Source organism: Mariniflexile sp. (assembly GCF_052728615.1).
In genome coordinates this window covers 83246-96820 of sequence record NZ_JBFVFE010000002.1, presented here as the reverse complement: position 1 = coordinate 96820, position 13575 = coordinate 83246, and the positions used below count along the sequence as shown (strand labels likewise).

Sequence of the window (13575 nt, the reverse complement as noted above, 5' to 3'; positions counted from 1 at the left end):
TAGTTTCTTAAGTACATGACAAAAATTTATTAACATCAAATTATTAAAAAAATCTCCTTAAATAATTCCTCCCCTTTTTTCAAGGGGAGGTGCCGATAGGCGGAGGGGTCAACTTTAATAGTTATTTTTATGATGTAAGATTATTTTTGTCATGTACTAAAAATAGTTTCTTATTTTTACAGAAACCAAATCGAAATATGCTCAAACAACATTTACAATTCAAATTATCGCAAAAACTGTCGCCGCAGCAAATTCAATTGATGAAATTGATCCAGCTGCCAACACAGGCTTTTGAGCAACGATTAAAACAAGAGTTGGAAGAAAACCCAGCACTGGAGGGTGGCGCCGAAGAGATTGAAGGCGAGTTTGATTCTGATTTTGATAATACCAACGATGATTTTGACGATAGTGAATCCATAGGTAATGATGATATCAACGTTGACGAATATTTAAGTGATGACGAAATTCCCGATTACCGCACCCAGGCAAATAACTACAGTAGTGATGACGAAGAAAAAACGATGCCTTATGCTGCGGGAACTTCATTTACGCAGCATTTAATAAGTCAGTTAAATACGTATAGATTAGATGATGAAGAGCGTGAAATAGCCGAATTTTTAGTGGGAAGCGTGGACGAAAGTGGATATATCCGTAGAACTTTATCAGATATTATGGACGATTTGGCATTTACCCAAAGCGTTTATACTTCCGAGGAAAAAATAGCTAAAGTTTTAAGAATTGTGCATCAATTGGATCCTGCTGGTGTTGGTGCCAGAAATTTGCAGGAATGTTTAAGTATCCAATTACATAGAAGAGAAAAATCGCCCGATAGCGAACTGGCAATAGCTATCATTGATGAAGCTTTCGATCAATTTACAAAGAAGCATTATGATAAATTGCTTCAAAAATTTGATATTACCGAAATGCAGCTTAAAGATGCCATTCGCGAAATAGAGCATTTAAACCCTAAACCAGGGGGTTCATTTTCAGGAAACAATAGAATAGTTGAGCATGTAGTGCCGGATTTCGCCATTAAAATTGTTGATGGCGAGTTGGAACTTACACTAAACGGACGCAACGCACCGGAGCTTCATGTATCCAGGGAATATAACGATATGTTGAAAGGGTACAAAGATGCTACAGACAAATCGAAGTCCCAAAAAGATGCCGTTATTTTTATAAAGCAAAAATTGGATGCCGCCAAATGGTTTATTGAAGCCATTAAACAGCGCCAGCAAACCTTGTTTATTACCATGAGCGCCATTATGCACTACCAAGAAGACTATTTTTTAACGGGCGATGAGCGTAATTTAAGACCGATGATCTTAAAAGACATCGCAGATGAAATATCCATGGATGTATCAACCGTGTCTAGGGTTGCAAACAGCAAATACGTTGATACGCCTTACGGAACAAAATTGATAAAGGAATTCTTTTCAGAATCCATGAAAAATGACCAAGGTGAAGACGTTTCTACCAGAGAGATTAAAAAAATACTCGAAACGGTTATTGAAGAAGAGAAAAAAAGAAAGCCTTTAACCGATGAAGCTTTAGCCTTGATTTTAAAGGAAAAGGGCTATCCCATAGCACGACGTACGGTAGCTAAATACAGAGAGCAATTGGATATACCGGTGGCTCGATTGCGTAAAAAGATATAATGGACCGTATTTTAAAAAGTATCTCGTTTATTTTCCATCCATTGATTATGCCTTTGCTTGGGGTTGTGTTTTATTTTTCAAAATCGCCACGTTTTATCCCAAATGAAATTATTCAGGCAAAAATCATTTCATTATTCATTCTTACAGTAATCTTGCCCATTTTAATCTACTTTTTATTAAAAACCTTGGGCAAGGTGCAGTCCATTTATTTAAAAACAACCAATGAACGTGTTTTTCCTTTGGTTTTAAACTGCATTATCATCCTTATTGTGCTGCAACGCATTATAACTCCAAACCAAATTTTAGAACTTTATTACTTTTTTGTCGGTATTTTGATATCAACAATAACCTGTTTAATGCTGGCAATCATAAAATTCAAAGCTAGTTTACATATGATATCTGTATCTGGACTTTTCATGTTTTTTATAGCTTTAAGCATCCATTTTAATATAAATATAAATGGTACCCTGGCTTTAATGAGCATTATAACGGGGGCAGTTGCCACCTCAAGACTACATTTAAAAGCACATACTTATAGCGAATTGATTGTGGGCGTTTTTATAGGGGCCATTCCTCAGCTGATTTTAATCAATTATTGGTTTAACTAATGCTTTCTATTTACAGCACATAAAACATCAATCCTACTTTGATGGCATTGATATCAATAGCATTTCCATTTAACACAGCATCCTTTGAAAAAATGGGATTTAGCCCATAATACAGATACAAATTCCATGTATTGTAACCAGCGCTCAATGTCAAACCATATTGGAGTTTATTGAAATCATTAATGTTATGGTATTTGATTGATTCGGGCTGTCCTTTAAATTTAGAATCACTAGTAATAATATAACCGAGTTTAAACCCCGTATAAATTCGCCAAAATTTATATTCCGTTGGTGTAGAGGTTCTCCAGCGAAACTCTATGGGCAATTCAATTAAATTTCGGTAAAACTTGTTTTTGGAATAGGTGGAATTACCATCCAATAAGCTATAGGTAAAAGCACCCGGATTGTCTTTATCGATCAGTAAGTTTTGGTTAAATGAATTTATTGAAACACCAAGCCCCACCCCAAGAGCCACATTTCTATTTTCGTTTAAGGGCATATCATTGATAAACCCGAAATGAAGCCCCGTTGAAAAACCATTTTGTGATAATTTATCCGGTTTTTGACCAAGCAAATTATAGGTTACCCCTAAGTAAAATTGATCTTCTTTATACAAGGAATCTATTTCTTTAATGGTACTCTCTTGTGAAAAGGCACATTGAAAACTTAATAAAACAATTAGGATTTTAAATATATACTTCATTATTGCCAGGGTAATTCAAACTGATATTCACAAATATAACATGCTTTTATAATAACTATGAAGATATTAAAAATTAAAAGGCGTTTTGAAATTTCAAAACGCCTTTTAAATAAAATTAAGAATTTTTTAATTAATTATTATTAAATACACTACCTTTTTTAGTGGTGTAATTTATTTTAAGTGCATTAACTTTTCGCAATTCCTGCTTTATATCCCCAATCAATCCCATATTGGCATCTTTATCCACTTTCAAAGCAGTGGTTAAAAACGGAACTAATTCTTCTCTTTTAGATGCGCGCTCTGATGCAATAAAAGCCGCAATTTCATTAACATCAGCAAACTTATCATTCAGTTGAATTTTCGCCTCTGTACCGTATTGTTTATAATTAGCACTTGGTTTACCAGCATATATATACATTACCAAATCTTTCTTGTCTAACTTTTCAACTTGATCTGCAAATGGCAAATTATTCTCTATCAATAAGGTATTTTGCCTCATTACTGTGGCTACCATAAAGAAAAACAACAATATAAATATAATATCCGGTAACGATGCCGTAGATATAGCTGGCATATCGCCTCCTTGTTTCTTTTTAAATTTAGACATATTTGTAAATGTTAAATTATTGTACTTCTGAAAGTTTTTGTGGATACTCAACTTTTATTTTTTCAAGTTGTTCCTTTAACTTCGCTTTATTCCCTGGCCAATTGACATCGTTAAGGTTTGCTTCCATTTCCGTAAAAGATTTACCGTACAGTGATTGAGCCCTCCTGTTCCTTAATTCGTTGTATGCTGCCACAAGTTCATTTTGGACCGCAATATACGTTTTGTAAGTAGTTTCGCGTTCATTCTTTAATGATATGATGGCCTTGTCCGGATTATCAGAAGAAGATGGGTCTTTCTTTCCATTACAATAGGAGCACGTACCATCGCCTCCATTATCAAGAAATTCAATGGCTGCTTTTCTAATATCCTTTATTTCCATTAATTGATCTTCAACAAGCAATTGATCTTTACCATTTAATAGCACAGTAAAAATATTTTTTTGCTTGATAATAACATCTTCATCAGACTCTTCCATGGGTGGAAGTTTACGGTTAATACCCGAGTCTGTTTCAATAGTAGTTGTTACTAAGAAAAATATCAATAGTAAGAATGCGATGTCGGCCATGGAGCCTGCATTTACTTCTGGTGCTGCTCTTTTTGCCATAATTTATTTATTAAATAGTTTTTTTGCGCTTGATAGAAAGGTGGTTATGATCGCAATGGTTATAAGAATATAAAAAGCGTATAAACCAGCCCCAACATTCTTAGAAATGCTTTCTGTGATGCCCAATCCTTTATCGTTAAATTGTTTTAAATCTAAATCTGTTCCAGAGGATATCAGATAAGAAATTATAATAATCGCTAAAAACAATCCCACAGTTGTTAACGTTTTTTTGATGTTACCTGCAAATAGGCCTTTGATAACATATACAAGGATTAAAAATATTACTATAAAAAGCACTACATAGGTAACTATCAACATATAGTCAATTATACTATCTGAATCCGTCATCATTATCATTAACGCAAAAATAGTTCCAATAATACCAAGGGCGTAAGCCAAATACTTGAGTATTTTATGTAAATTCATGATTTTATTTTGTTTAAATTATTACTTTCTGTTTCTAATCAATAAGTCCATTAACGTGATAGAAGCATCTTCCATATCGTTAACAATACTATCAATCTTAGCAATAATATAGTTATAAAAAACTTGAAGGATCATTGCCACAACAAGACCAAATACGGTTGTTAACAATGCTACTTTAATACCTCCCGCAACAAGTGAGGGTTGCATATCTCCAGCTGCTTCAATTTTATCGAACGCTTGAATCATCCCGATTACAGTTCCCAAGAACCCTAACATGGGTGCCAATGCGATAAATAATGAAACCCAAGATACATTTTTCTCTAATTGTCCCATTTGAACACCTCCATAGGCAACAACGGCTTTTTCAACAGCCTCCAGACCTTCGTCTGTTCTGTCTAAGCCTTGGTAGTAAATAGATGCGATGGGTCCTTTTGTATTCCTGCATACTTCTTTAGCAGCTTCAACACCTCCAGATGCAAGAGCATCCTCTATCTCTTGGGTTAGTTTTTTGGTGTTGGTTGTTGAAAGGTTTAAAAAGATAATTCTTTCTATAGCGATGGCTAATCCGAGAATTAAACATAATAATACAATCCCCATAAATCCAGGACCTCCTTCAATAAATCTCTTTTTTAATTCTTGATGAAACCCAAGGTCTTCCGCTGGTGCAGCAGTTTCTTCCGGTTCTTGAGTAATACTTGCTACAGTTGTTGCAACTGTACTTGTGTTTGCATTTGTAGTTGCATTAACAGTTCCAAAAGCCATCATTCCTGTAATGGCAAGGATAGAAAATAATCTTTTCATGTTCTAAATCTTAATTTTATTAGTTAATTAATGTGCTAAAGATATAAAAAAAATACAATAAAAAAATAAAAATTACAGCAGAGAGGAAGGGATTCGAACCCTCGATACCCTTTTGGGGTATACACACTTTCCAGGCGTGCGCCTTCGACCACTCGGCCACCTCTCTGTATTTCAATTGTATTTAATTACGGGGGTTCAAATAACAAAAAAAACTTTGAATGCTAAAATTTTAAAGGTTAATTTTAAAACATTTCCCCTCGCAATGCGGTTTCATAGGTGGTTTTGAACTTTTTTTTAGGGACATTTTTACCTAACATATACATTAATTTACTTATGGCCGCCTCGGTAGTTATGTCTTTTCCAGAAATAACCCCTATGGTTTTCAATTGGTTACTGGTTTCGTAATGCCCCATCATAACACTGCCGCCCGAACATTGGGTGACATTAATAATGTGAATGCCTTTTTTAATTGTTTCTTGTAAAAGTTTAATAAACCAAGGTGCATTGGTGCAATTTCCGGCACCGTAAGTTTCCAAAATTACCGCTTTTAGGTTTGATGTGCTTAAAATATTCTGCAAAAATGTCTGGGAAATGCCAGGAAACAGTTTGATGAGGGCAATATTAGTATCTAAATTTTTATGGACTTTCAGCGGTTTTGTGGTACCTATCTTCAATAAATAGTCGTGATTGATTTTTAAATGCACCCCCGATTCTGCCAATTCGGGGTAATTTAAAGATGCAAAAGCCTTAAAATTTTCAGCATTTATTTTTGTCGTTCTGTTGGCCCGGTACAATTTATATTCAAAATACAAACACACTTCTTTAACCAAAGGCTTGCCGTTTTCTTGCAACGATGCCATTTGAACCGCCGTTATCAAATTTTCTTTGGCATCGGTTCTTAAATCGCCAATTGGCAATTGAGACCCGGTAAATACTATGGGTTTTGCTAGATCCTCCAACATAAAACTTAATGCCGATGCTGTATAGCTCATGGTATCGCTGCCGTGCAACACCACAAACCCATCAAATATATTGTAATTTGTTTCTATTATTTCGGCAATTTGAACCCAATATTCCGGACTCATATTGCTAGAATCTATGGGGTCTTTAAAAGATTCCGTTTCAATATGGCAATCCAGTAATTGTAATTCGGGTATTTTATCCAAAAGGTTTTTAAAATCGAAGGTTTTTAAAGCGCCCGTTTTAAAATCCTTTACCATCCCAATGGTTCCGCCAGTATAAATAAGTAATATTTTTGGTTTTGATCTGTTCATTTGATTGACGATTAACGATTAACGATTAACGATTAACGATTAACGATTAACGAATTTAAATTGTTGAACTTAAAAACTTGAACTTTGCATAATAATTTACGATTATATTCCAAATACGTCTTTAGAATTTTGAGTGGTTATTTCTGCTACTTGTTTTAAAGACACACCATATAATTCTGATAATTTTTCCAGTACTTTAATTATATATACACTTTCGTTTCGCTTCCCTCTGTATGGGGCAGGTGCTAAATAGGGCGAATCGGTTTCCAATACAATATGTTTTAAGTCCATTTGATTTAAAAACTGATCGATCTTACCATTCTTAAAAGTGGCAACACCTCCTATTCCTAATTTCATATTATAGGATATGGCTTGGTGTGCTTGTTCTAAAGTTCCTGTAAAACAATGGAAAATCCCGTATAAATCATCATCTTTTTCGGTTTCTAAAACCTCAAAAATTTCATCGAATGCTTCCCTGCAATGAATAACAATAGGTAATTTATACTTTTTAGCCTGTTGAATTTGATACTTAAAAGCTTCCTGTTGAATACCCAATGTCGATTTATCCCAGTACAAGTCAATCCCAATTTCACCTACTGCATAAAATTTTCGCTTTGCGAGCATCTCTTCTACGTGCTTTAACTCGTCCTTATAATTGTCTTTTACATGCGTTGGGTGCAAACCCATCATTAAAAAAACATTCTCAGGATAATGCTTTTCAATCTGAAGCATAGATTCTGTATAAGTGGAATCAATAGCTGGAATAAAAAAACGTGAAACACCTGCATTTAATGCCCGCGCTATCATGTCGTTTCTATCCTCATCAAAAGCTTCACTATATAAATGGGTGTGGGTATCGGTAATTATCATTTGGTAAAAATAATGAAGAATATTAATAAATAAAGACCTCACAGGTTTTAAAAACATTTAGTGTTCAGAAGACAAAATATTGCCATAAAAATGGATGAAATAGTTGGTAAGAACCTTTAATTTAAAATTAAACACGTTTTAATTCCCTTCTTGGGAGGGGTTAGGGGTGGGTAAATTAATACAACCTTTTTGTAAATGAGATTTTAGTACATGACAAAAAAAGATATTTCATTAAAAAAATTATTTAAGTCGACCCCTCCGCCTATCGGCACCTCCCCTTGAAAAAAGGGGAGGAATTATTTAAGGAGTTTTTTTTAATAATTTGATATAAGTACATGACAAAAATTGAAAAATAAATGTTATATAACTAATTGTCAGCAGTTTAATAATCTCATGTGTTCCAGACCTGTCAGGTTTTAAAAACCTGACAGGTCTCAATTTCAGTGGGATTAGTACCATTTACAGAAGGTCAATCTAATTTTTTGTCATGTACTTAATAATTTGATGTTAATAAATTTTTGTCATGTACTTAAAAATGAGATAAAAAATATAAAACCCACCCCTAACCCCTCCAAGGAGGGGAACGGTTTATCAAAAATTTTCAACTTCCGAACACTTGTGTTTTAAAAACCTGTGAGGTGGGGTGTCAATCCAACTTTTTTATAAGCTTTTGTGCTTTATTATAATCGTCGGCATCTTCTGGAATGGTTTTTAAAATTTCTAAACAAGCATCGTATTCTTTTTGTTTTAAACTACTTAAAGCCAAATACCAGATTGCTTTGTATTTATATGCCGATTGCCCTTTGCTTAAACTCGTTAATAAGCTTTCAGCAGTTTCAAATTTATTTAATTCTAAATTGGCTATGGCTCTGTAAAATTGTAACTCAGCATTGTCTTTTTCCAATACCATTAAACTTTTAAAAGCTGCTTCCGCTTTAGCATAATCTTTTGTATTAAAGGCATTTTCGGCGGTTTTTAATAGGGCATCTTGTTCGCCTCTTACGGTTAAACTAATGCTGTCGTAATTTGCATAATCGCCATAATCAGGCGTTGATAAATTGTTAAACACGGTTATACCTATTAATAATGCTATAGTGGCAGCCATAGCGTATTGCCAAGGTTTAAAACGTTTTTTAGGTGCTTCTTGTTTTTCAAAATAGGCTTTGGATATATTTTTTAAGTTATTTTGAAATGCTGTTGAAATTGTTTCGTTTTCAAATTTATGTTCTAAAAAAGAGGAAAGTTCTTTATAAGTCTTAAAACTTTCGTTGAATTTTGAATCATTTTCCAAGCGGGCTTCAAAAGCAATTATTTCTTCTTTGGAAAGTTCTCCTAAAAGATAATTTTCGAATAGTATGTAATCTTGCTCGTCCATGACAATTAATTATTAAGTTGGTTAAATTTTGGTGACTCTTGAACCAGCTCTGTTAATTTGCCTATACATAAAGATTTCTTTTTTCGAGCATAAGCGTATGTTACACCTAAACTTGATGCTACTTCTTCCATCGATTTAATTTTAAAAGTAGCCGTCAACAATTCTTTACAAGCATTTCCTAGTTTTTGAAACATTTCGGTAAATAAGGCTTGTTTTTCGCCAAACAAAGATGTTTCAAACGCTAGTTCTTGAGCGTCGTCATCTTTATATAAAACTTCCTCATTAATTGTTACCTCTTTTAAAGACGTTTTTTTCAATTCATTTAACCATTTCCGTTTACACAATAAAAAGAAGTAGGCATCAAACGGACAGGTAAGCTCTAATTTCTTTTCACTTGCCTGATTATAAATGGTTATTAAAGTGTCTTGCACCACATCCTGGGCTTTGTCTGCATCGCCACTATTCTGTTTTATATAATTAATAACCTTTGGCACGAACTTATCATAAATAGCCTGTATAATAAAGGAGTTGTTTTTCAACAATCCATCAATATACTTTTGGTCTTCATGTATTTTTTTTTCGCTCATTAACCCTTGTATTTACTGCTAATTTAAAAAAACTTTAAAATAAATGGGTAACAATTTTTAAATGGTTTTGATATAAGGGTGTAACAGTCAAAAATTGGCTAAACAAAAATTTAATTAATCCATAAAATTAGAAATCATGAAAAAATCAATTTTAATTATCGCAACAGTAGCTTTATCAATATTAAATGGAAACGCTACAAATGAAAAAACGACCCTTAACACTTCAACTGAAGTTGTAACCCTAACAAGAGATAACATTGCACAAGTATTCGACTGGAAAGTAGAAACCGATAAAGGTATGTATTCAGGAACTTCCCTTTCTCTTGAAAGCGCTAAAGAAATGATTGCTTTATCTAGCTCTGGCGAAATTGTTTTAGGAACTGAAATACAAAGTTACTTGGTTCTAAGATCTGAAGTTAACGCTCCAAGAAATTATTTCTGGGAAGTTGAAACAGCTACAGGTTTTGCAAAAGGTTATGCTTCTTCTGAAGATTATGCCAATAAAATGATTGCTTTAGTTGCTTCTGGTGATGCTGTAATCTCTAAAATAATCATCAGTCAACCTCAACAATAAAAATAATTACCAAAACAGGGTAACAAAAATGTTGCCCTGTTTATATAACTATGAATAACAATTTAAAACCCAATTTATCATGAAAAATTTAAAACACATTTTAGGAACACTTTTATTAACGGCTTTAGTATTTACAAGCTGTACAAACGACAATGAGAATTTTATAATCCCAGCTACAGCAGCGGAATTTGATGCCATTAGAGAACAAGCTCTTGAAGATTTAACCCAAACATTTCAATTTAATGCTGAAGACGGTTCGGTAAACTTTACATCTGAAAAAGGTGTTGAAATTTACATTAACGGAGGTTGTTTAACCAAAAACGGTGTCGCTGTAACTGGTGCTGTAGATTTGGAATTTGTTGAACTTTTTGACAAAGGAAACATGCTTACAACCAACAAACCGACTATGGGGATTTTACCAAATGGCGATAAAGCCTTATTGATTTCTGGTGGTGAGTTTTTTGTAAAAGCGACTCAAAATGGCGTTGCTTTAGAAACTAATTGCGGATTCCAAATGCAAATCCCTGCCGATTTAACTGGTGGTGCGGACAATGCCATGATTCTTTGGAATGGTATCATTGATGCTGACGGAGAACTTGCCTGGGTTGAGGAAAAACGCGATGGTGCGAACGGACAAGGTGGTGTGTTTGCGGAAGGCAACCAATACTATGGTTTTTTCCAATCGTTCGGATGGTCTAACGTAGATAAATTTTACAGCGATCCACGTCCAAAAACAACCATATTAGTTGCTGTTCCTACTGGTTACGATAACGAAAACAGTTCGGTATATTTATCTTACGATGGTGAAGCACCTGCATTAGCCCGTCTTGATACTTACGATGCACAAACTGGTTTATTCAGCGAGCATTATGGACAAATTCCAATCGGTTTAGAATGTCATGTTATTTTCGCAACCGAAGATGGTGGAAACTGGAAATACGCTATAAAAGCGGTAACCATTGTTGCAAACGGCGTTATCACATTTACTGAAGGTGAAACTTCTATAGCTACCGAAGCACAACTTACAACCATAATAAATGGTTTACCATAAATATCTGCTTATTTTAATTACCTACTTAAAAGTTGTGGTTTGCTATTAATCCTTAACCTGCTTTCTTATCCCAGAGACCTTCGTTTCTGGGATTTTTTTTAGACCTGACAGGTCTTTTATCAAAAAAAAAGGTAACAAAACAACAACCTTATTGATATAAAGATATACAGAACACATCATGAAACTTCCATAACGAGTTCTAGATGCATAGAGTAATAATGAAATGGAAGTCCCGATAGCTATCGGGATGACCGTTGAAAAACAAATAATATAGACACATGAAAAAATTTGCTTTCATATTTATTATTGTATACATCATTTTATTTATAATCGGTGCTAATATTGTTATTATACTATCTAATTTACAATAATCATAAAATAGACTTTAACCAAACCCATTTGGAACAGGTCACTTTTTGTATATTTAAAATCTATTTAAACCTCATTATCATGAACCAACGGTTTTCTTTTCTATGTTTATTTTTAATTGGCGTTTTCGGTTATGCTCAAAAACCAAACGTGAACGACACAATTACCAGAGTTGCAAACATTAAAAATACCACCAATGGCAATGAAGTTTTGTTTACGCCCGAAACACCTGAGTTAAACCAAATAGCAGGTGCTCCAAAAGCATTTTATACCCATTACTGGGAATTTGGCGATGGCCATTACAGCACCGAAGAAAACCCAAAACACACCTACAAAAAAACAGGGGAATACGAAGTGAAACTCTGGGCAACCAATAATTACGACGCCGGAAAACCACCCACAACCCGACCTAAAAAAATTGCCATAAATGAATTAACCACGGAACCAAACGACATTGCGAGTATGGACGAAGATTTCATTTTAAAACGTAACCGAGAACCCGTTCCCGATGAAGACATGGTGGTTATAGTAAGTTATAAAAACCCGAAAGATTATGTTACCAACGGAAAACTCTATCTGTTTTATAACGAACACCAATACAAAGCAAATAACTTTGAATTAACAGATACCCGAACTTATTATAACGAAAAAAATGTTTCGGCAGATGGTTTTGCTTTCACTAACAATATGGATGATGATGGTACTTATTTAGCATCGTCAAATAATGAATTTATTGAAGCGCGGACTTTTTTACAAGATTCCACTGAAAAAACCAATTTACCATTAACCATTGCAAACTCTAAAGCCTTTTACAAAAACTGGAGTCTTTTGGAGTTCTCTGATATGAAACCTAAAGAAGAACGCAACATTTTTTTCAGCTTAAAAACCACTCCCGAAATGCTTAAAGATACCAGTGCCATTATTTCGGTGAGAGGTATTTATGTGCCCGATGCAAATTACGATAACCATAAAGTTAAGGATATGGAAATGGAAATTGTAACCTCGCACGACCCCAATAAAATGTCATCAAACGGCACGTTTATGAATTACAGGTTGGTACGTTTTAAAACCTTAAAATACAAAATCAAGTTTCAAAATAACGGCGAAGGACCAGCACGAACCATTCGATTGGAAACCGATATTCCTGAAATGCTAGACAAGTCTACTCTTAAAGTTTTAGACATGTACCCCAAATGCGACATCTGCCCTAAAAAAGAAGTGCTTTATAGTTGTTTGGATACCACGTTTACTGATACTCAGGCTATATTCACTTTTAAAAATATTTACCTTCCGGGAAGTGAACAAAAAAACGTAAAGGAATACGATTCCACAAAAGGTTTCGTAAAGTACAGCATTAAGTTTGCTAAAGATTTCCACAAGCAAAAAACCAAAAGCAGAACCGCTATTATATTTGACAAAAACGACCCGATTATTACCAACTATTCCACCACACGTTTTTTGCCAGGCATTTCAATTGGTGCTAAAGTTGGCGTTAATTCGTTCTCGGATTTAAATAATTCTGAAAGCTATTTTTTTGGTGCTACACTGTCGCCATACAAATCATATCGCTGGTATTGGCAAGTGGAATTGATGAATAATTTTCATAATTATGATGCCAACACAGATGTAAGGGAAGAATTTATTCAAGATGCGCAAGGGTTTCGGTTTTTACAACGCACTACAACCAGTAATTCTTTTGAAAATATTGATTGGGATGTGCCTGTTTTGATGCGCTATAACCTTAATAATTATATCGGACTTGGTGCCGGCGTGCAAAACACCATTTCACTTAGCGAAAAACAGGAACAATCGGTTTTGGTGGAACAATTTGAAGGCGATGTGTCCACCAATCCGGTAATATCTTCCAAAGAAAGCACCACTAACCAATCCACCCCGTTTACCAATTTAAGAACGGGTTTATTGTTTGAAGCTACCGCAGGCTTCGCAAGGATTGGCCCCAGTTTAGGCGCACGGTATATTATGAATTTTGAAAACGATTTTAATTATTGGCAGTTTTACGCCATTTGGAAATTTTGAAAGCTAAGCTTTATTTGGCACCCCAATCTGG

14 protein-coding genes and 1 tRNA gene are annotated in these 13575 nt (G+C 34.4%); 5 read left to right on the top strand and 10 right to left on the bottom strand.

The features are described from left to right. Positions 1-197: 197 nt before the first annotated feature. Together rpoN and ACU1LP_RS01660 are read left to right on the top strand one after the other, a co-directional pair. Complete coding sequence (rpoN, locus tag ACU1LP_RS01665) at positions 198-1658, top strand: RNA polymerase factor sigma-54 (protein ID WP_445735378.1); 1461 nt, start codon at positions 198-200, stop codon at positions 1656-1658. After that, complete coding sequence (locus ACU1LP_RS01660) at positions 1658-2266, top strand: hypothetical protein (RefSeq protein ID WP_445731033.1); 609 nt, start codon at positions 1658-1660, stop codon at positions 2264-2266. Before rpoN ends, ACU1LP_RS01660 begins: the two co-directional genes overlap by 1 nt. A 10-nt stretch (positions 2267-2276) precedes the next feature. Here the strand turns inward: ACU1LP_RS01660 and ACU1LP_RS01655 are convergent, their stop codons facing one another. The 10 genes from ACU1LP_RS01655 to ACU1LP_RS01610 all read right to left on the bottom strand — a co-directional run bounded on the left by ACU1LP_RS01655 (position 2277) and on the right by ACU1LP_RS01610 (position 9513). Beyond that, complete coding sequence (locus ACU1LP_RS01655; protein ID WP_445731032.1) at positions 2277-2969, bottom strand: porin family protein; 693 nt, start codon at positions 2967-2969, stop codon at positions 2277-2279. Between the two features lie 130 nt (positions 2970-3099). Then, the gene (locus tag ACU1LP_RS01650) at positions 3100-3576 is read right to left on the bottom strand and encodes an ExbD/TolR family protein (protein ID WP_445731031.1); all 477 of its coding nucleotides are present in this window, start codon (positions 3574-3576) and stop codon (positions 3100-3102) included. Positions 3577-3592: 16 nt separating this feature from the next. Further along, positions 3593-4180, bottom strand: coding sequence for an ExbD/TolR family protein (locus ACU1LP_RS01645; RefSeq protein WP_445731030.1), 588 nt, complete (start codon positions 4178-4180; stop codon positions 3593-3595). 3 nt (positions 4181-4183) lie between these two features. Continuing rightward, entirely contained in the window at positions 4184-4606 is a 423-nt protein-coding gene (locus tag ACU1LP_RS01640) for a hypothetical protein (protein ID WP_445731029.1), read from the bottom strand. A gap of 21 nt (positions 4607-4627) precedes the next feature. Continuing rightward, entirely contained in the window at positions 4628-5407 is a 780-nt protein-coding gene (locus tag ACU1LP_RS01635; protein ID WP_445731028.1) for a MotA/TolQ/ExbB proton channel family protein, read from the bottom strand. 78 nt (positions 5408-5485) lie between these two features. Further along, positions 5486-5573: transfer RNA gene (locus ACU1LP_RS01630), tRNA-Ser, on the bottom strand. Positions 5574-5649: 76 nt separating this feature from the next. After that, positions 5650-6681 carry an asparaginase gene (locus tag ACU1LP_RS01625; protein WP_445731027.1) on the bottom strand — a complete coding sequence of 344 codons (1032 nt, stop codon included), beginning with the start codon at positions 6679-6681 and terminating at the stop codon, positions 5650-5652. A 102-nt stretch (positions 6682-6783) separates the two neighbouring features. Next, positions 6784-7551 carry a TatD family hydrolase gene (locus tag ACU1LP_RS01620; protein WP_445731037.1) on the bottom strand — a complete coding sequence of 256 codons (768 nt, stop codon included), beginning with the start codon at positions 7549-7551 and terminating at the stop codon, positions 6784-6786. Positions 7552-8197: 646 nt separating this feature from the next. Continuing rightward, on the bottom strand, positions 8198-8926 hold the full coding sequence (locus ACU1LP_RS01615) for a tetratricopeptide repeat protein (RefSeq protein WP_445731026.1): 729 nt from the start codon (positions 8924-8926) through the stop codon (positions 8198-8200). A gap of 5 nt (positions 8927-8931) precedes the next feature. Further along, positions 8932-9513 carry an RNA polymerase sigma factor gene (locus ACU1LP_RS01610; RefSeq protein WP_445735377.1) on the bottom strand — a complete coding sequence of 194 codons (582 nt, stop codon included), beginning with the start codon at positions 9511-9513 and terminating at the stop codon, positions 8932-8934. 136 nt (positions 9514-9649) lie between these two features. Here ACU1LP_RS01610 and ACU1LP_RS01605 point away from each other — a divergent pair, with 136 nt between their 5' ends. The 3 genes from ACU1LP_RS01605 (at position 9650) to ACU1LP_RS01595 (ending at position 13544) form a co-directional block, all read left to right on the top strand. Continuing rightward, on the top strand, positions 9650-10087 hold the full coding sequence (locus tag ACU1LP_RS01605; protein ID WP_445735376.1) for a hypothetical protein: 438 nt from the start codon (positions 9650-9652) through the stop codon (positions 10085-10087). A 79-nt stretch (positions 10088-10166) separates the two neighbouring features. After that, positions 10167-11138 (top strand): hypothetical protein, encoded by a 972-nt coding sequence (locus tag ACU1LP_RS01600; RefSeq protein WP_445735375.1) that lies wholly within the window; start codon positions 10167-10169, stop codon positions 11136-11138. Between the two features lie 450 nt (positions 11139-11588). Next, positions 11589-13544 carry a PKD domain-containing protein gene (locus tag ACU1LP_RS01595; RefSeq protein WP_445735374.1) on the top strand — a complete coding sequence of 652 codons (1956 nt, stop codon included), beginning with the start codon at positions 11589-11591 and terminating at the stop codon, positions 13542-13544. Positions 13545-13575: the final 31 nt, after the last annotated feature.